This window comes from Comamonas koreensis (assembly GCF_014076495.1).
In the GTDB taxonomy this organism is placed as follows: Bacteria; Pseudomonadota; Gammaproteobacteria; order Burkholderiales; family Burkholderiaceae_C; genus Comamonas; species Comamonas squillarum.
The window spans coordinates 4,777,795-4,796,908 of sequence record NZ_CP043575.1 but is presented as its reverse complement, the minus strand read 5'-3'; the positions used below and the strand labels follow the sequence as shown (position 1 = coordinate 4,796,908).

Annotated in this window: 17 protein-coding genes; 9 read left to right on the top strand and 8 right to left on the bottom strand. The window is 62.9% G+C overall.

Annotated features, from left to right (window positions below):
- Nucleotide 1: 1 nt before the first annotated feature.
- The 9 genes from F0Q04_RS21945 (at nucleotide 2) to F0Q04_RS21905 (ending at nucleotide 11,264) form a co-directional block, all read left to right on the top strand.
- On the top strand, nucleotides 2-547 hold the full coding sequence (locus tag F0Q04_RS21945; RefSeq protein ID WP_021026119.1) for a pilus assembly protein PilP: 546 nt from the start codon (nucleotides 2-4) through the stop codon (nucleotides 545-547).
- Complete coding sequence (gene pilQ, locus F0Q04_RS21940) at nucleotides 544-2,661, top strand: type IV pilus secretin PilQ (protein ID WP_232539434.1); 2,118 nt, start codon at nucleotides 544-546, stop codon at nucleotides 2,659-2,661. Before F0Q04_RS21945 ends, pilQ begins: the two co-directional genes overlap by 4 nt.
- Before the next feature lie 21 nt (nucleotides 2,662-2,682).
- A complete protein-coding gene (locus F0Q04_RS21935) occupies nucleotides 2,683-4,242 on the top strand; it encodes an Ig domain-containing protein (RefSeq protein ID WP_116926452.1) in 1,560 nt (519 codons plus the stop codon).
- Nucleotides 4,243-4,357: 115 nt separating this feature from the next.
- Nucleotides 4,358-4,915, top strand: a complete 558-nt coding sequence (locus F0Q04_RS21930) for a shikimate kinase (protein WP_116926451.1) — start codon at nucleotides 4,358-4,360, stop codon at nucleotides 4,913-4,915.
- Between the two features lie 40 nt (nucleotides 4,916-4,955).
- The gene (gene aroB, locus F0Q04_RS21925; protein ID WP_116926450.1) at nucleotides 4,956-6,065 is read left to right on the top strand and encodes a 3-dehydroquinate synthase; all 1,110 of its coding nucleotides are present in this window, start codon (nucleotides 4,956-4,958) and stop codon (nucleotides 6,063-6,065) included.
- A gap of 25 nt (nucleotides 6,066-6,090) precedes the next feature.
- Nucleotides 6,091-7,290, top strand: coding sequence for a deoxyguanosinetriphosphate triphosphohydrolase (locus F0Q04_RS21920; RefSeq protein ID WP_182345850.1), 1,200 nt, complete (start codon nucleotides 6,091-6,093; stop codon nucleotides 7,288-7,290).
- Between the two features lie 197 nt (nucleotides 7,291-7,487).
- The gene (locus tag F0Q04_RS21915; protein WP_182343522.1) at nucleotides 7,488-8,117 is read left to right on the top strand and encodes a DUF1415 domain-containing protein; all 630 of its coding nucleotides are present in this window, start codon (nucleotides 7,488-7,490) and stop codon (nucleotides 8,115-8,117) included.
- 5 nt (nucleotides 8,118-8,122) lie between these two features.
- A complete protein-coding gene (locus F0Q04_RS21910) occupies nucleotides 8,123-9,004 on the top strand; it encodes a class I SAM-dependent methyltransferase (protein ID WP_182343520.1) in 882 nt (293 codons plus the stop codon).
- A gap of 226 nt (nucleotides 9,005-9,230) precedes the next feature.
- Complete coding sequence (locus F0Q04_RS21905) at nucleotides 9,231-11,264, top strand: PhoX family protein (RefSeq protein ID WP_182343518.1); 2,034 nt, start codon at nucleotides 9,231-9,233, stop codon at nucleotides 11,262-11,264.
- Nucleotides 11,265-11,348: 84 nt separating this feature from the next.
- On the opposite strand, the gene F0Q04_RS21900 is transcribed toward F0Q04_RS21905, so the two are convergent.
- From F0Q04_RS21900 to F0Q04_RS21865, 8 genes are all read right to left on the bottom strand, one after another.
- A complete protein-coding gene (locus F0Q04_RS21900) occupies nucleotides 11,349-12,347 on the bottom strand; it encodes a Bug family tripartite tricarboxylate transporter substrate binding protein (RefSeq protein ID WP_182343516.1) in 999 nt (332 codons plus the stop codon).
- A gap of 238 nt (nucleotides 12,348-12,585) precedes the next feature.
- Entirely contained in the window at nucleotides 12,586-13,920 is a 1,335-nt protein-coding gene (locus F0Q04_RS21895; protein ID WP_116926446.1) for a short-chain fatty acid transporter, read from the bottom strand.
- Nucleotides 13,921-13,986: 66 nt separating this feature from the next.
- Complete coding sequence (locus tag F0Q04_RS21890) at nucleotides 13,987-14,736, bottom strand: SDR family oxidoreductase (protein WP_116926445.1); 750 nt, start codon at nucleotides 14,734-14,736, stop codon at nucleotides 13,987-13,989.
- Nucleotides 14,737-14,756: 20 nt separating this feature from the next.
- Complete coding sequence (locus tag F0Q04_RS21885) at nucleotides 14,757-15,053, bottom strand: YciI family protein (RefSeq protein WP_116926444.1); 297 nt, start codon at nucleotides 15,051-15,053, stop codon at nucleotides 14,757-14,759.
- A 75-nt stretch (nucleotides 15,054-15,128) separates the two neighbouring features.
- Nucleotides 15,129-16,187 (bottom strand): cyclase family protein, encoded by a 1,059-nt coding sequence (locus tag F0Q04_RS21880; protein WP_182343514.1) that lies wholly within the window; start codon nucleotides 16,185-16,187, stop codon nucleotides 15,129-15,131.
- An 81-nt stretch (nucleotides 16,188-16,268) separates the two neighbouring features.
- Nucleotides 16,269-17,066, bottom strand: a complete 798-nt coding sequence (gene pcaD, locus F0Q04_RS21875; protein WP_182343512.1) for a 3-oxoadipate enol-lactonase — start codon at nucleotides 17,064-17,066, stop codon at nucleotides 16,269-16,271.
- 157 nt (nucleotides 17,067-17,223) lie between these two features.
- Entirely contained in the window at nucleotides 17,224-18,426 is a 1,203-nt protein-coding gene (gene pcaF, locus F0Q04_RS21870; RefSeq protein WP_116926442.1) for a 3-oxoadipyl-CoA thiolase, read from the bottom strand.
- A gap of 37 nt (nucleotides 18,427-18,463) precedes the next feature.
- Complete coding sequence (locus F0Q04_RS21865) at nucleotides 18,464-19,105, bottom strand: 3-oxoacid CoA-transferase subunit B (RefSeq protein WP_116926441.1); 642 nt, start codon at nucleotides 19,103-19,105, stop codon at nucleotides 18,464-18,466.
- Nucleotides 19,106-19,114 lie beyond the last annotated feature (9 nt).

The window sequence follows — 19,114 nt, the reverse complement described above, 5'->3', positions numbered from 1 at the left end:
TATGCATACTTTGTCTAAATGGATAGGCGCTGCGCTGGCGGTGTCGCTGCTGGCAGGCTGCAGTGACGAAGGCGACGACCTGCAGCAGTGGATGCAGCAGGAGCAGGCGAGCACCCGACCTTCGGTCAAGCCCATCAGCGCCCCCAAAGAGTTCGTGCCGCAAGGCTATCTGGCCAGTGCGACGCTTGATCCTTTCAGCAAGGAACGCTTGGCAGCCCTGTTGGGTGGCAGTCCAAACGCACCAGCAACCATCTCGGATGCACTGGTGGCGCCCGAGCGTGCGCGGCGCAAAGAGCAGCTTGAGTCGTTTCCGCTCGACACCATTTCCATGGTGGGTTTCTTGAAAAAGGGCGCGCAGGACGTCGCGCTGGTCAAGGCCGATAGCCTGATCTACCAGGTCAGCAAGGGCATGTACATGGGCCAGAACTACGGAAAGATAAAAAGCATCAGCGACAGCGCCATCACCCTGCGGGAGATTGTGCAAGATGGTGTGGGTGAATGGATAGAGAGAGATGCAGTGCTCGAGCTGCAGGAGGCCAAAAAATGAAGAAATTCAGTGTACTTATCCCTTTGATGGCCATGCTGCTGCCATCCTGGGCGCTGGCACAGGGGCGTATCAACAAAGTCTCGACCCTGGTGCGCGATGGCGTGGAGATGGTCAAGATTGAGACCGACGGTGCGCCGCTGGTCTTGCCCGAAACCTTCAGCATCCAATCACCCGCACGCGTGGTGCTGGACCTGCCAGGGTTCAAAAGCGCGATGCCCAGCAACCGGGTAGAGCTCAACCAAGGCAATTTGCGTTCCTTGAATGTTGTGGAGACGGACACCAAGGCCCGTGTGGTGCTGAACCTCAAGGAAAGCACCAGCTACAAGACCGAAGTGAGCGGCAATGACTTGCTGGTGGCGTTGGAGCCCGCTGCCAAGGCGGTTGCCAGCGTCAATGCGCAAAACACCCAGTTTGCCGAAGACGGCAATAACTATTCGCAGCCGCTGTCGGATCTGGATTTCCGCCGTGGTACCGATGGAGCGGGCCGTTTGGTGATCACGTTGCCGAACAACAAGGTGGGCGTGAATATCTCCAAGCAAGGCGATGGCCTGACCTTGGAGTTGCAGCATACCCTGCTGCCCGAGGCATTGCGCCGCAGGCTCGATGTGGCCGACTTTGGCACGCCAGTGGGCATGATCTCGGCACGCCAGTCTGGTAGCACCGTGTTTGTGCAGTTGAAAAATGCGGGTGAGTGGGAACACAGTGCCTACCAAAGCGACAACCAGTTCGTCGTCGAAGTGCGCCAGCGCAAGACTGATCCGAACAAGCTGGGTTCATCAGGCACCTTCACGGGTGAAAAGCTGTCGCTGAGCTTCCAGAATATTGAAGTGCGCTCGCTGTTGCAGGTGATTGCTGACTTCACCAACTTCAATATTGTGACCTCGGACACCGTCAATGGCGCGCTGACGCTGCGTTTGAAAGACGTGCCCTGGGACCAAGCCTTGCAGATCATTCTGGATGCCAAGGGCCTGGGCATGCGCAAGTCCGGCACGGTTCTGTGGATTGCGCCCAAGGATGAAATCGACGAGCGCATCCAGAAGGACTTTGATGCGGTCGCCAAGCTCGAGGAAAAGACGCCGCTGCAGACCCAGTCGTTCCAGCTGAACTATGCGAAGGCGACTGAGTTGCTCAAGCAAATTACCAGCAATTCCGGCGGTGGGGGTGGAACCGGCGGTACGCAAAGCCGTTTCTTGACCGCACGTGGTTCGGCCATTGCCGAGCCTCGCACCAACCAGCTGTTCATTACGGACATCCCTGCCAAGCTCGAAGAGTTCAGACGCCTGCTCGTGACCCTGGACATTCCCGTGCGCCAGGTGCTGATTGAGGCGCGCATTGTGGAGGCGCGCGACACCTTTGGACGTGCGCTGGGTGTGCGCCTGGGCGGTGGCGATATGCGCGCTGCCAATGGGGGTGATGGTGGCTACAGCATTGGGGGCGGCAACCGCGTGGGCTTTGGCACCAGCTATGACAATGCGGTGGGAACCACGGGTATGGGTGGTACTAACACCTCCAACGGTAGCTTTGTCAACCTGCCTGCCGTGTTGTCCACCGGTGGTGGCAGTGGCTCCTTCGCACTGTCGATTTTCAACTCGGCGGCCAATCGCTTTTTGGCGTTGGAGTTGTCGGCCATGGAAGCCGATGGCAAGGGCAAGATTGTCTCCAGCCCACGCTTGATCACGGCCGACCAGACCAAGGCGCTGATCGAGCAAGGGACGGAAATCCCGTACCAGAACTCTGCACAAAACGGTGCGACCACGGTGGAATTCAAAAAGGCGGTGCTCAAGCTCGAAGTGGTGCCCCAGATCACCCCTGAAGGCAGCATCATTCTGGACCTGGATGTCTCCAAGGACTCCCAGGGGGCGAATACCTCTGCGGGCCCGGCGATCGATACCAAGCACATTAAGACCCAAGTCTTGGTGGAAAATGGCGGTACCGTGGTGATTGGCGGTATTTTCGAGCTCTCGGAAACATCGACCACCAACAAGATTCCTTTGTTGGGCGATGTGCCGGTGCTGGGCAATCTGTTCAAGAGCAATGTTCGTGAATCGGAAAAGCGCGAGATGCTGGTGTTCATCACTCCAAAGATGATTTCAGACCGCGGTGAAATGCGTTAATTAAGATTGATAGGGAGAGCTATGAGAAATTTGTTGAAGCCCTTGGTGCTGGTGGCGCCACTGTTGTTGGCCGCCTGTGGCGGCGGCGGTGGTAGCGGTGGTGAAGCGCAACTGCAGTACAGCATCAAGCTGACGTCTTCCAAGACAACGGTGCCAGTGAATGTTGGAAGTAGCTTGCCGGGCTATTCCAATGGTGATTACTACCCGTACATGTCGACCCTGTACATCCAGGCCAACGCAGGCAGCAATCCCATTCCAAACCAAGAAGACGGGGCTTTTTCCTGCAACATCACCTCGGGTCTGGACTCCGGCGCGCTTTACTACCTGGATGGTAAGGATGAGCATACCGTTGAGATTCCATCTGGAACCGGGACTGTCAAGGTTCCAGGTGCTTACCGCAATATCACCCTGGGCTCCAACGCCGGTGGTGCGTCGTTCCATATCATCTCGCACGACATTGCCGGAGAAGTCACCGTACAGTGCAGCGTGACCGATCCGCGTGACAACAAGGTCTACACCGACCGCGCAACCGTGAAGGTTGGCGGCGGCAGCACCGCAACGCCAGCGACAGTCACGTTGACCAAGGATGCCTCCTATGTCGGCTCGCGTGACAATGTAAACAACATCCCCAACAGCGTGGTGGTGCAGGCGATCCTCAAGAACGACAATGACCAGCCCGTGAGCAGCTCGGGCAATGCCAACCTGCAGGTCAGCATTGTGCCCAATGCGGCATCCGACGGCGCCAGGTTGCTGGCCGGTGGCCAGACCAACAGTGGCTCTATCCAGATCAGCACCGTCAATGGCGTAGGCCAGTTCTCCGTGGCCAGCGGTCCTGCTTCGGGCTCCCTGCTGCTGCGTTTGACAGTCGACCGCGCTGACAATGACCTGACCAATGGCATCCAGCAACCCATCACCCAGTACGCTGTGATTCCCGTTGTGCATGCGATTGCCTCCAGCGCACTGAGCATTCCTGAGTCAGAATTGGCCCAGACGGTGCAGAATGCCGAGCCCTATTCTCATGCCCTGGTTGTAGAAGGTGGTGTTGCTCCTTTCCTGTGGTCCACCACTTCGACCCTGCCCACAGGTCTGAGTCTGAGCTCGGATGGCCTGATTTCCGGCACACCGAATGTCAAGGGCCCTGGCGCATACACCGTGGTGCTGAATGTGCGCGATGCCAACGGCGCTACTGCACGTCAAACCCTGGTGCTGACCGTAGTGGGTAACCTGCCAGACAACCCAGTTGCCTTCACCATAAACGGTTGCACCGGCTCGTCGACTTCGCCTTGCCCGATTGCCTCTGTGGAAGTGGGAACCTCCTACACCTACACCTTCTCCGCGACTGGTGACAATGTGACCTGGGTTCTGGAAGGTGCGCCTAGCTGGTTGCAAGTGGTGGGTCAAGGCACGACTGGTCGCATCGCGTCGGGTGCACCCTTGACTTGTGCAGATGTAGCTACCTACCGCATGTTTGTAACGGCGAAGAACGCGACCAATTCGGTCAGTCGAGAAGTGACCTTCCGTGTCACTGACACAGCTGGCACCTGCACGCCAACGACACCAACGCCCGGCGCGACATCCTGATCGCGTTGATGTAGACCCCTGACCGGGTCTGCCCAAAAACCTCCGGCACCCCCGGAGGTTTTTTTATGCCCGCCATTGCCATATCATGTGCAGTCCGTTTTCAGGATCTAGCGCGATGGCACCTTCCGTGTGTTTGATTGGGCTGCCCGGCAGTGGGAAATCCACCATCGGCCGGCAGCTGGCACGCCTTTGGGGTGTGGATTTTGTCGATTCCGACCATGTGATCGAGGCGCAACTGGGCTGCACGATCAAGGAGTATTTCTCGGTCCATGGCGAGCAGGCTTTTCGGGATGTCGAGGCCCAGGTGATTGCCGCGCTTGCGACACGGGAGCGGGCCTGCATTTTGTCCACCGGCGGCGGCGCGGTGCTGCGGCCAGAAAACCGCGCGGTGCTGCATGCCCACACAACGGTGTTCTACCTGCATTCCAGCCCTGAAGACATTGCCCGGCGCCTGCGCAACGATACCGGGCGCCCCTTGCTGCAAGGCGATGACACGCTCAAGCGCCTCAAGGACCTGCTGGCCGTGCGCGCGGCCCTGTACGAAGAGACGGCGCATTTCACGATAGACACCTTGCGTTGCGGCACTGGCCAGGTGATGCGCAAGGTCAGCATGCAGGCCGAGCTCGCTGGCTTGGTGCCTCAGTTGGGCGCGAATCTGGCAACTCCCCGATAATGGGCGGGCGAACCCGTACAACTTCCCGACGCAAACACCTGTGACCGACACTGTTCATATTGATCTGGGCGACCGCTCCTACCCCATCCTGATTGCTGCTGGCTTGCTCTCCCAGGCGGACACCTTTGCGCACTGCCCCAAGGCTTCGCAGGCGCTGATCGTCAGCAACGACACGGTGGCCCCGCTCTACGCCCGCCAGCTGCAGGCTGCGCTGGCGCCGCACTACCCCAAGGTGGAGCTGGTGGAGCTGCCCGATGGCGAGGCGCACAAGAACTGGACAACCCTGCAAGGCATCTTTGATGCACTGATGCACAACGGCGCCGACCGCAAGACGGTGCTGTTTGCGCTGGGCGGCGGTGTCGTGGGCGATATGACCGGCTTTGCCGCTGCCAGCTTTATGCGCGGCGTGCCCTTTGTGCAGGTGCCCACCACCTTGCTGTCGCAGGTCGATTCGTCGGTCGGCGGTAAGACCGGCATCAACCACCCGCTGGGCAAGAACATGATCGGCGCCTTCTACCAGCCCCAGCTGGTGGTCTGTGACCTGGACACCTTTGACACCTTGCCCGCACGCGAGCTGAGCGCTGGCCTGGCCGAAGTCATCAAGTACGGCCCGATTGCAGATATGGCCTTTATGGATTGGCTGGAGGCCGAGATGCCTGCGCTGATTGCGGGCGACAAGCGCGCATTGGCCCATGCGGTGCGCCGCAGCTGCGAGATCAAGGCCGATGTGGTCTCCAAGGACGAGCGCGAGGCAGACCTGCGTGCCATTTTGAACTTTGGCCACACCTTTGGCCATGCGATCGAAGCCGGCATGGGCTATGGCGTCTGGCTGCATGGCGAAGGCGTGGGCGCCGGCATGGTGATGGCTGCCGAACTGTCCCAGCGTCTAGGCCTGGTCGATGCGGCCTTTGTGCAGCGCCTGCGTGCCCTGGTGGCGCGTGCCGGTTTGCCGGTGCGCGGCGCCATTTTGGATGCCAATGACAACGCGGGCCGCTATCTGGAGCTGATGCGCCACGACAAGAAATCCCAGGCCGGTGCGATCCGCTTTGTGCTGATCGATGGCCCCGGCAAGGCGGTGGTGCGCGAGGCGCCTGATGCGCTGGTGCGCGAAGTCATCGACCTGTGCTGCGCCGGCGCAGTACAGGCCTGACCGGATGGACCGTCCCTCGCTGCTGATGCAGCCGGCCGAGTCCCAGCAGATCTGGACCGAGCTGGGCCTGGCGCCTTACGCCTGCTTCTCCCACCGAAGCCAGGGCCGTCTGCATGCGCAAGAGGCCGCGCCCACGCGCAGTGCCTTCCAGCGTGACCGCGACCGGATTGTCCACTCCACCGCCTTTCGCCGTCTGGTCTACAAGACCCAGGTCTTTTTGAACCACGAGGGCGACCTGTTTCGCACCCGCCTCACGCACTCGATCGAGGTGGCGCAGCTGGGCCGCTCGGTGGCGCGGGCGCTGCGTATCAATGAAGACCTGACCGAAGCGATCTGCCTGGCCCATGACCTGGGCCACACCCCTTTTGGCCATGCGGGCCAGGATGCGCTCAATGCCTGCATGCAGGACTTTGGCGGCTTTGAGCACAATATGCAAAGCCTGCGCGTGGTCGATACGCTCGAAGAGCGCTACCCGGACTACAGCGGCCTGAACCTCTGCTTTGAGACCCGGGAAGGCATTTTGAAGCACTGCTCGGCCAAACACGCGCGCCAGCTGGTGCAGCGCGAGCCCGGCGGTGTGGGTCAGCGTTTTTTGCTGGGCCACCAGCCGGGGCTTGAGGCCCAGCTGGCCAATCTGGCCGATGAGATTGCCTACAACGCCCATGATGCGGACGACGGCGTGCGCTCGGGCCTGATCAGCCTGGAGCAGCTGATGGGCGTGCCGCTGTTTGCCCGCTATGCCCAGGAGGCACTGGCCGAGTACCCGCAACTGCAGGAGCCGCGCTGGCAGCGCAAATGGCTGTATGAGGCCACGCGCCGCATGCTCAGCGAACAGATCTACGATGTGATCCGCCACACCAGCGCTGGGCTGCAGGCCGCGCAGCCGGCCGATGTGGATGCCGTGCGCCAGCTGCCCGCCCTGGTCGGTTTCAGCAGCACGATGGCGGCCGAGTCGGCCGAGCTCAAGCGCTTTTTGTTCAAGAACCTCTACCGCCACCCGCAGGTGGTGCAGACCACTGGCCAAGCCAAGGTCGTCGTGCGCGAGCTGTTTGACATCTACCTGGCCGAGCCCGCGCAGATGAAGCCGCGCTTTGCCGCCCGTGCGGCCGGTTTGGAGCAAGTCGCTTGCGCCCGCGTGGTGGCCGACTTTATTGCCGGCATGACCGACCGCTATGCATTGCGAGAGCATGAACGCCTGACGGGCCAGCGCGTTCTGGTGCCCTGATGGCGGGCCCCGGCACGGTGGGCATGGTGTAGCGCGGCAGGTGGCAAAGCCAGCCTCGCTACAATGGCAGGCCCAGCGTCAGCCTCTGCCGCCTGCGGCCCTGCGCCGCTCTGGCGCCAAGCGCCCGCCCATTTGCAGGGTGAAGGCCCGCAGACAGCCCCCGCTGGCCACCCATAACTCCACCAGAAAGCCCCACGATGACCGATACCCATGCTGCGCCCGCGCCTGCGGATGAGGCCTTGCACCAAGTGGTGATCGCCTACACCGTGAACTGGCTGGAAAAGGCCGTCATTGGTTTGAACCTTTGCCCCTTTGCCAAGGGCGTGCATGTCAAGGACCAGATCCACTATGTGGTGAGCGATGCGCAGGATGCCGAAGCGGTCGCGCACGACCTGCACCGCGAGCTCGAAGCGCTGGCCGAAGCCAACCCCGACAAGCGAGACACCACCTTGCTGATCCTGCCCCAGGCTTTGCATGATTTTCTGGATTTCAATGATTTCCTGGAGATCGCCGACGAAATGATCGAAGAGCTGGATCTGGGCGGCATCCTGCAGGTGGCCTCGTTCCACCCCCTGTTCCAGTTCGAGGGCACCACCATCGATGATGTGACCAACTGCACGAATCGCTCGCCGTACCCGATCCTGCACCTGCTGCGCGAGGAGAGCATCGACAAAGCGGTGGAGGCCTTTCCCGAGGCGGATGCGATCTACGAAAAGAACATGGACACGCTCGATGCGCTGGGCCTGGAGGGCTGGCTCGACCTGGGCGTGGGCCCACGCTGCCCCTTTCCGCACCCAGGCGCTGCCAGCGACAAGGCCAAGGAATGAAAACGATGAAAGCACCGCGCGCCGCAGGCCGCCCTGCCACCAAGCCTGCGGCCCCTGATGTCGCCCAGCAGCTGGAGCTCAAGCCCGGCCAGTCGATTGAACTGCTCAAGGCGCTGCACATCCTCACGCGCGATGGCAAGCTGAACCAGGATTCACGCCGCAAGCTCAAGCAGGTCTACCACCTCTACCAGTTCATCGAGCCTTTGCTGACTGAGCTGTCGGCGCAGGACCACCCGGTCAGCCTGGCTGACCATGGCGCGGGCAAATCCTACCTCGGCTTTATCCTCTACGACCTGTTTTTCAAATACCTGGGCCGTGGCCATATCTACGGCATCGAAACCCGTGCGCCTTTGGTCGAGGCCTCACAGCAGCTGGCCGCCGACCTGGGTTTTGACCGCATGTCGTTCCTCAACATGTCGGTCGCGGATTCGACCCGCACCGATGCGGTGCCCGAGCGCTTCGATGTGGTCACCGCACTGCATGCCTGCGATACCGCCACCGATGACGCCATTGCCTTTGGCCTGGAAAAGCAGGCCCGCGCGATGGTGCTGGTGCCCTGCTGCCAGGCCGAAGTGGCGGCCTGCCTGCGCCAGAACAAGGCCATGAACCTTGCGCGCACCCCTTTGGCAGAGTTGTGGCGCCACCCCATCCACACCCGTGAGATGGGCAGCCAGATCACCAATGTGCTGCGCTGCCTCTACCTGGAAAGCCAGGGCTACCAGGTCACCGTCACCGAGCTGGTCGGCTGGGAGCACAGCATGAAGAACGAGCTGATCCTGGCCAAGTACACCGGCCACAAAAAGCGCGCGGCGGCCGAGCGGCTGCAGCAGCTGTTGGTCGAGTTCGGTCTGGACCAGTCCTTGCAGCACCGCTACCGGATGGATTGAACATTGGCATCAGCTGGGCTGGGCGGGAGTGATGGGTGCTGAACCAAAAGCCCTGGTAGCGCCCGCCAGCAGCCTTGGCGCTGGCCTTGGTTGCCGGCTTATAACGCACAAACGTATCGCTTCCATGACGGCGCCGTGACGTCATCGGATATTCATGGAGCCGTCATTTCTGCTTTCTAGACTGGGCCTTCCCTCAGGCAGTCCCACCATCAGGAGAGTCCCAGCGATGAGCAAATCCATTTCCGACAAAGTCGTCCGCAACACGGAAGGCAACACCCCTTTCAGCACCATCCTTGAAACGCATATGTCGCGCCGCCTGGTGATGCGCGGCAGCCTGGGCTCGGCCCTGGCGCTGTTTGCCGGTGCGAGCATCTCCGCCTGTGGTGGCGGCGGCGATGGCGATGATGACAAGGCCGTCAAGCTCGGCTTTGCCTCGCTGCCCAACTCGATGACGGACGCCTGCGTGGTGCCCGCCGGCTATGTGGCCTCGGTCATCGGTGCTTGGGGCACGCCGCTCAACGACCAGGCGGCACCCTGGAGCAATGAAGGCCGCAACACCTCGCAAGACCTGCTGCATTCCACCGGCATGCACCATGACGGCATGCATTACTTCCCGCTGGCAGGCAGCTCCAGCGAAGGCCTGTTGGTGGTCAACCACGAGTACATCGACGAGAAGGCCTTGCACCCCAACGGCCCCACCTCGGTGGGCGGCAAGCGCCCGGCAGAAGAAGTGCGCAAGGAGATCAACGCCCATGGTGTGGCGGTGATGCATGTGCGCAAGCAGGGTAGCCAGTGGGAGATCATCCAGAACTCGCGCTACAACCGCCGCTTTACCTCGGCCACGCCGATGAACCTGTCCGGCCCCGTGGCGGGAACCGACTGGGTCAAGACGCCGTTCTCGACCACCGGCAGCCAAGTGCGCGGCACCAACAACAACTGCGGCAATGGCACCACGCCTTGGGGCACCTACATCACCGCCGAAGAAAACTGGGCGGCCTGCTTTGTCAACACCGGCGAGCAAACCGCCGCGCAAAAGCGCGTGGGCGTGCAGGCCAAGCTGGGCCGCTACCAGTGGGAAACCGCAGCGGGCGACGCGAGCGAGCAGCAGGGCGAATTTGCCCGCTTCAACATCACTGCCACTGGCACCGACGGCCTGCAGGACTGGCGCAATGAGGTCAACGGCTTTGGCTACCTGGTTGAGATCGATCCGTATGACCCCGGGAGCACGGCCACCAAGCGCACCGCGATGGGCCGCTTTGCCCACGAAGGCGCCGCCTACGGCATCCCGGTGGCTGGCAAGCCGCTGGCCTTCTACAGCGGCGATGATTCGCGCTTTGAGTACATCTACCGCTTTGTGTCCGAAGCGCTGTGGGACCCCAAGGATGCCGAGCGCAGCGACCGCATTGCCGTGGGCCACAAGTACCTGGACAAGGGCACCTTGTATGTGGCGCGCTTTGATGCCGAAGGCAAGGGCGAATGGCTGGCGCTGACTCCGGCGACCAAGGGCAAGGACGGCCGCAGCCTGGGCGAGGCCTTTGGCAATATCGATGCCATTCTGATCAACACGCGCGGCGCGGCGGATTTTGTCGGTGCCACCCCGATGGACCGCCCCGAGTGGACCGCTGTGCACCCCAGCAATGGCGATGTCTACCTGACCCTGACCAACAACACCAGCCGCAATGCCGAGCGCGGCACCAACCCGGCCAATCCGCGCCTGAACAATGTCAACGGCCACATCGTGCGCTGGCACGACGATGCCGGCGCCAACACCTTCCGCTGGGATATCTTTGTGTTCGGCTCGGACGCGGCGGGCAATGCCGACACCAACCGCTCGGGCCTGACCGAGATGAACCAGCTGGCCAGCCCTGATGGCATTGCCTTCGATGACCGCGGCATTCTGTGGATCCAGACCGACAACGGCATCGACGGCGGCCGCAACAATGCCGTCGCCAAGGCCACCAATGACCAGATGCTGGCCGTGGTGCCCGGTGCTATGAAGGATGCCAAGGGCACGGGCCCGGTCATCAATGCGGCCAACCAGGCCGAGCTGCGCCGCTTCTTTGTCGGCCCCAACGAGGCCGAGATCACCGGCTTTGCCTATACCCCCGACCACACCAGCATCTTCCTCAACATCCAGCACCCGGTGAACTGGCCTGCCTATGGCACGGCCGATGCCACCCGCGCGCCCGATGGCAAGGTGCGCCCACGCTCGTCGACGGTGGTGATCCAGAAGGTGGACGGCGGCCCGATCGGCGTCTGATACTTTAGCCGCGCTGCATAGAAAAAGCCGCCGGTCCTGGGCATCCAGGGTCGGCGGCTTTGGTTTGGGCGCTTGTTGTGTTAATCAGCCTGCGGTCGCGCCCGAGGTCTTCACCACTTGCTTCCACTTCTCGTTTTCAGCAGCGATGAACTTGCCAAATTCCGCTTGCGATTCGGTCACCACTTCGCCGCCCTGGTCACCAATCTTTTTGATCACGTCAGGCTTTTGCAACACCTTGATGATCGCGGCATGCAGCTTGGCCTGCACATCGGCGGGCGTCTTGGTGGGGGCGAAAAGACCAAACCAGGAGGTGGCCTCGTAGCCCGGCACGCCCGCTTCGGCAACGGTAGGCACATCGGGCAGCTCGGGCGAGCGCTTGGCGGTGGTCACGGCCAGCGGGCGCAGCTTGCCCGAGCGCACATGCTGGATGGCCGAGGGCATGTTGTCGAACATGATCGCAATCTGGTTGCCCAGCAGGTCGGTCACGGCCGGCGCGCTGCCCTTGTAGGGGATGTGGATCATGTCGACCTTGGCCATCATCTTGAACAGCTCACCGGATAGATGGATGGAGCTGCCGCTGCCCGAGGAGCCAAAGTTCACCTGGCCGGGATGGGCCTGGGCGTAGCTGATCAGCTCCTTGACGTTCTTGAAAGGCTGGGCGGGATTGGCCACCAGCAGGTTGGGCACATTGGCCACGCGGGTCAGCGGCGCAAAGTCCTTGTTGGGGCTGAAGGGCATCTTCTTGTAGAGCCATTCATTGATCGCGTGGGTGCCCACGGTGCCCATGAAGATGGTGTAGCCGTCAGCAGGCGCACGTGCGGCAAACTGCCCGCCGATATTGCCACCGGCACCGGCACGGTTGTCGATGATGACTGGCTGGCCCAACTCCTCGCCCAGCGACTGGCCGACGATGCGGGCCAGGATGTCGGTGGTGCCGCCGGCCACAAAGGGCACGACCATCGTGATGGGTTTGTTGGGGAAGGCCTCTGCCGCAAAGGCAGCAGGCATGAGGGCTGCCCCCAGGCTGACAGCGGCAATGGCTTGCAGCACGGTGCGGCGGGCGTTGAGGCGGATGGTGTTCATGGGTATCTCCAAAGCAAAGTGAAAAAGGCTGCCACTTGTTTTGTCAGTGCTTGTGGGGTCTCGCGTGACAGCCGGAGGAAGGGAAGGCCTGGCCTGTTGTTCTGAGCCGCTAACACGGCCCAGAAAACCGCAGGTTTGCGATTGAGGCTTGGCGCCCCCGACGAGGCGTCAAGCCGCAGGCATTACAGGCGTAAGACAAGGCTTGGCAACGACGTATCAAGGGTTGTGTTAGCGGCGTTTATGGCCAGAAGAGGGAGGAGCCGATATAGATGGCCCCCACGACAAACATCGAGACCACGGTGTAGCCCATGATGTCCTTGAGTTTGAGCTTGGACAGCGCCAGCGCCGGCAGGATCCAGAAAGGCTGCACCAGGTCGTTCCAGCCATTGCCCAGCATCACCGACATGGCGGTGTGGGCCTGCGATGCGCCCAGGGTCTTGGCCGCTTCAATCATGAACGGGCCTTGCAGCACCCAGTGGCCGCCGCCAGAGGGCGCAAAGAAGTTGATGAAGAACGAGCTCACCAGGCCCCACAGCGGCAGGGTGTAGGCGGTCGAGAAGCTCACAAACACATGGGCGATCGATTCGACCAGGCCCGAGGCATGCATGATGGCCATGATGCCGGCGTAGAACGGGAACTGCAGGATGATGCCGCCAATGGTCTTGACGCCTTCATTGACCTTTTCCACATATTTCATCGGCGTGCCCAGCAGCAAGATGCCCAGGAACAGGATGAAGAAATTGATCATGTTCAGATCGAGGCTGCCGTTTTGCATGAAGTGCATCGCCACGAAGGCCATGCCGGTCAGGCCAATCAGCCAGCTCAGGATGCGGCTGTTGTTCAGGCGACCGGCAAAGGTCTTTTCATCGCCCAACAGGTTGGCGGCCGACGCGCCCTTGGCCTCTTCGTTGCTGGCCAGTTCAGGGCTGATTTCGGTGACCTTTTCTCCGGCCTTGGGGTGCATCGCTGCATTGATCAGCGGCAGCACGATCAGCACGGCCAGGGCCGTGAGCAGGATGTGGGGCGAGAAGATGGTTTCGCTCAAGGGGATGATGCCCATCTGCTTTTCAAAGCTGTGGCCCTTGGTGGAGATCAGCACCGGGATGGTGGCCGACAGCCCCAGGCTGTACATCGTGAAACCCGTATAGGCCGAGGCGATGATCAGCGGGTAGTGCACGCCCTTGACGCGCAGGGCCAGCTTCTTGGCCATGATGCCGCCAATCACCAGACCAAAACCCCAGTTGAGGTAGCTGCCTACGCAGCCCACGACAGTGGCCATGATGATGGCGCCGCGCGGCGTGTTCACCAGGGCCGCGATGCGGTTGAGGAAACGGTCCACCACCGGCGCTGCGGCCAGCACATAGCCCATCACCAGAATCACCGCCATCTGGGTGGTAAAGGCCAGCAGACTCCAAAAGCCCTTGCCCCAGTCCTGCACTACCAGGTTGATGGGCCGGCTCTCCACGGCAAAGGCCAGCACCATGGTCAGCAAGGTGAGCAGGATCGCGAACACGAAGGGGTCGGGCAGATACTTGCGCATCAGCTCGGTGAAAAAAGCGGTGATTTTTGACATCAATGTCTCTTGTTATCGATGGAGGGAGCAAAGGTGGGCGTGTACCAGACACGCTCAGGAAAAAGGCTAGACCGGTGCCACGCCCACGGTCATGCCGCCGCAGACATAGAGCGCCTGCCCGGTGACAAAACCGCTGCGCTCGTCGAGCATGTAGGCCACGGCATGGGCCACGTCATCGGGCGTGCCCACACGCTTGACGGGCACGGACTGGATGATCTTTTGCGTGCGCTCGGCGCCCGGCGGGTTGGCCTTGTCAAACAGCTCGGTGCGGATGGGGCCGGGGCCAATCGCATTGGCGGTGATACCCCATTGGCCCAGCTCCAGCGCCCAGACGCGGGTCATGCCGATCAGGCCGGCCTTGGTCGCGGCGTAGGCGGTGCGCAAATCCTTGCCCAGAGCTGCGCGCGAGGACATGTTGACGATGCGGCCAAAGCGCGCCGCTTGCATGCCGGGCAGCAAGGCCTGCATGCACTGGAAGGCGCAGCGCAGGTTCAGCGATACGGCCAGATCAAATTCGGCCAGCGTCTGGCTGGCGGAGTCGTTGGGCACGACGATGCCAACGTTGTTCACCAGGCGGGTGATAGGGCCGCCAGCGAGCGCTTCGCCCAGCGCGCGCGCCGTGTCTTCGGCGCTGCTGAGGTCGGCCTGGATCGCGACAAAACCTGCCGGCACCTGGTCAATCTGGCGGTCGATGATGACCGGGTCGTAACCATCGGCGTGGCAGCGCAGCGCAGCGGCTGCACCAATGCCAGCGCCGCCGCCGGTGATAAGCACGCGTGGGCGTGCGGAGGTCGATGGGGTCAATGGAGTGGACATAGCGGTTTCCAAGAAAGGCGTCACAGGCAGCACTGGCCGGCCACGTAGGCTTTGCGCCAGCGCGTGATGCGCACCTGGGCAAACAGATCGGCTTGGTAGAAGGGATCGGATTCGATAAAGGCCTGGGCTGCTTCGCGCGTGTCCAGGTCCACCACATAGAGGCCACCGCCCATGTCGCTGCCGTCGTCCTGCAGCTTGGCGCCGCAGGCCAGCAGCAGCTGGGCATTGCGCGCCAGAAAGTCTAGGTGTGCCGGGCGGTGGGCCTGGCGCACGGCCTGGTGCTCGGGCTTGTCGAAAGTCTCAATGATGTAGGGCATGGTGGCTCCGGGATAGGGCGCGGCAGGCGGGCGTTGGGCTGCTGCCGCAGTAATACGGTTGTCTGGATGCAGGTCTTAGACCGTGGCAATCGGGGTCACGGGCGAGGCAATGGCGCCGGGCAGGTTCAGCGGCGGGGCCGTCAGCAAAAAGCGGCTGCGCCCATGGGCGCGCAGCCACTGCGCCAGCGGCGTCAGGTGCCACAGCTCGCCCAGGTGCAGGCCCAGCTTGAACAGGCAGTGCTCATGCAGCGGCAACGCCGCGCAGCAATCGGCACCGGGCTGGGCCGGGTGGGCTTCGACGGCATAGTTGTCGGCCGCGATCACGGCGATCTGGCTGTCGCTGATCCACTGCAGCAGCTTCTCGTCGCGGCCATTGAGCACCGCGCAGCTGTTGTTCAGCACAACCGGGTCGGGACTCTTTTGCATCGCCAGCACGGCCTGGGCAAAACCAGTGTGCAGGCAGAGCATGTCGCCGGGCTCGATCTCCAGCCGGTCAGCCTCGATCACGCGCATCCACTCGTCGTAGCCGATCAGCGTGCGGGCATCGCCGTAGTGCGCATGCAGGTCCATCATCACGCCCCGGCCTTGCACGCCGTTCTGGGCCATGCCCTCGATGCCCAGCGCCTTGGCGCAGCTGGTGCTGCCGCTGCTCTCGGCCGTGGGCATCCCGGTGTCGCTGACCAGCAGCGGCCCCAGCACATCGCGGCCTGCGGCAAAGCCGTTGTAATAGAGCGGCTCGGGCACGCCGTCGCCATTGGCATCAAACAGCTGGCCGGCATGGGCCAGGCCATCCCACTGGGTGGAGTACTGCAGCGACAGCACGGCCATGTCGTCCGACAGCACATCGGTGCGGCCAGGCTCCAGGTCGCCGAGCAGACAGTTGAAGTTGACCAGGCCCTTGCGCTGCAGGGGGCGCAGCACAGGTGGCTTGCGGTTGGGGTTGAGGGCACTGCCGCCGGGGTAATCGAGTGGCAGGCTGAGCGAAAAGCGCAGGCCTTCCTGCACCTCGGCCACGCCCTGGCGCACCTTGGCTGCCGTCAGCAGGTTGAGGCGGCCAAGTTGGTCATCGGGGCCGAAGTCGCCCCAGGTCGATCCTGCAGGGCGCTGCTTCCAGCGTGGATTGGCATCGGACATGCTTGTCTCCTTGGTTGAGGAAGGGCTGCAGCGGGCGGTTGTTGTTCTTGGTACCCGTCTGCATGGTGTAAGGCGACTGCCTCAGTGTTTTTGCAAAAAGCTGCCCAGTGCCAGGTCAAAGGCCTGGGGCACTTCGAGGTTGGACAGGTGCGAGGCCGGCACCGTCGCCAGCTCCGAGCTGGCAATGGCGGCATGCATGGCCTGGGCATCGGCCACCGTGGTAACAGGGTCGGCACTGCCACCAATCAGCAAGGTGGGGGTCTGGATGCGGGCGATATCGGCGCGCAGGTCTTCGGCGGCCAGGGCCTCGCAGCAGCTGGCATAGCCTTCGGGGGCAATGCCGGCGATCCAGGCCTGGGCGGCCCGCACCACCTGGGGCTGGCTGGCGATAAAGCCTTCGGTGAACCAGCGGCTGGGTGACGAGTCGGCCAGCGTTTGCATCGCTGCAGCGCCATTGGCACGCACCAGCGCGGCACGGTCGCGCCAGCTGGCTTCGGCGCCAATCTTGGCGGCGCTGTTGGCCACGGTGATGCTGCGCATGCGTGCGCCGGCATGCACGCCCAGCCAGAGCCCTGTGAGGCCGCCCATCGAGATACCGCAGAAATGGGCCTGGTCAATGCCCAGGCTGTCCAGAATGGCCAGCACATCGCCGCCCAGTTGTGCAAACTGGTAGGGGCCAGGGCTCACCACGCTGGCGCCGTGGCCCCGGGTGTCATAGCGCAGCACGCGGTACTGGCTGCTGAAGGTGTGGGCCTGGGCATCCCACATGTCCAAGGTGGTGCCCAGCGAGTTGGAGAACACCAGCACCGGCGCGCCCTCGGGGCCTTGCAGATCGATGTTGAACATGCCGGTCGCAGTGGTGATTTGTTGTGTTGCCATGGCGTTCTGTCCTTCAAAAAATGCCCCTGCATCGCTGCGCGGGCGTGGCTGCGCCAAGGTGGGCGAGGCAGCAGCGCGGGTGTTTTGGGGGGAGGATGGAGAGACGCGGGGGCAAGGCGCGGCCGTTGCAGGCCCGCGCTTGCCGCCGCTAGGGGCGTCAGACTTTTTCGAGGATCACGGCAATGCCCTGGCCCACGCCGATGCACATGGTGCACAGTGCGTAGCGGCCACCCAGTGCATGCAGCTGGTTGACGGCGGTGGTAGCGAGGCGTGCGCCCGATGCGCCCAGCGGGTGGCCCAGCGCAATCGCGCCGCCCCATTGGTTGACGCGCTGGTCGTCATCCGCAATACCCAGGTCGCGCAGCACGGCCAGGCCTTGGGCGGCAAAGGCTTCGTTGAGCTCGATGACATCCATGTCGGCCAAGCTCAGGCCGGCCAGCGCCAGCACCTTGCGCACGGCAGGGGCCGGGCCAAAGCCCATGATGCGCGGTGCCACACCGGCCGTCGCCATGGCCACCACACGGGCGCGCGGGGTCAGTCCGTATTGCTGGGCGGCTTCTTCATTGGCCAGCAGCAGGGCGCAGGCGCCGTCGTTCACGCCCGAGGCATTGCCGGCCGTCACGGTACCGCCTTCGCGCACCACGCCCTTGAGCTTGGCCAGCGCTTCGATCGTCGTGGCACGGGGGTGCTCATCCTGGCTGATCACCAGTGCATCGCCCTTTTTCTGCGCAATGGTCACGGCCACGATCTCGCGGGCCAGGTGGCCGGCGGCGATGGCCGCTGCGGCCTTTTGCTGCGAGGCCAAGGCCATGCGGTCCTGGGCGTCGCGCTCGATCTTGAAGTCGTCGGCCACGTTCTCGGCCGTCTCGGGCATGGAGTCCACGCCGTACAGCGCCTTCATCTGCTTGTTGACAAAGCGCCAGCCAATGGTGGTGTCGTAGACGGCATTGTTGCGGCTGAAGGCGGACTCGGCCTTGGGCATCACAAAGGGGGCGCGGCTCATCGATTCCACACCACCGGCGATCATCAGGCGTGCTTCGCCGGACTTGATGGCGCGGGCGGCCGTGCCCACGGCATCCAGGCCCGAGCCGCAGAGGCGGTTGACGGTGGCGCCGGGCACCTCGATGGGCAGGCCCGCGAGCAGGCTGGACATGCGGGCCACATTGCGGTTGTCTTCGCCGGCCTGGTTGGCGCAGCCGTAGATCACGTCGGTCACCGCCGTCCAGTCCACACCGGGGTTGCGCTCCATCAGCGCCTTGATGGGCACGGCGCCCAGGTCATCGGTGCGCACACCGGCAAGCGCGCCGCCGTAGCGGCCAAAGGGGGTGCGCACGGCGTCGCAGATATAGGCGTTGGTCATGGTGGTCTCCTTGGATGAGTACAGATCGGCGCTGCGCTTAGAGCAGGCTCAGGCCAATCATTTTTTCGAGTTCGGCCTTGTCCAGACCGTCGACGGTGTCGATGAGCTTGAGGCCTTGGGGCGTGACCTCGATGGTGGCCACGTCGGTGTAGATGCGCTTGACGCAGCCAATGCCGGTCAGCGGATAGCTGCATTGCTTGACGATCTTGCTCTCGCCCTTCTTGGTCAGCAGGTCCATCATCACCCAGGTCTCTTTGGCACCAATGGCCAGGTCCATCGCGCCGCCCACGGCGGGAATGGCGCCGGCTTCACCGGTGCTCCAGTTGGCCAGGTCGCCGTTCTCTGCCACCTGGAAAGCGCCGAGCACGCAGATGTCGAGGTGACCGCCGCGCATCATCGCAAAGCTGTCGGCATGGTGGAAGAAGCTGCCGCCCGCCAGCAAGGTGACGGGCTGCTTGCCGGCGTTGGTGAGGTCATAGTCTTCCTCGCCAGCGGCGGGTGCCGGGCCCATGCCCAGGATGCCGTTTTCCGACTGCAGGATGACTTCGCGGTCCTGGGGGATGTGGTTGGCCACAGCCGTCGGCTGGCCAATGCCCAGGTTCACGTAGGCGCCGTCATGGATGTCCTGCGCCACGCGGGCGGCCAGTTCGTCTTTCGTGCGTTTTTGGTAGCTGCTCATGGTCTTGTC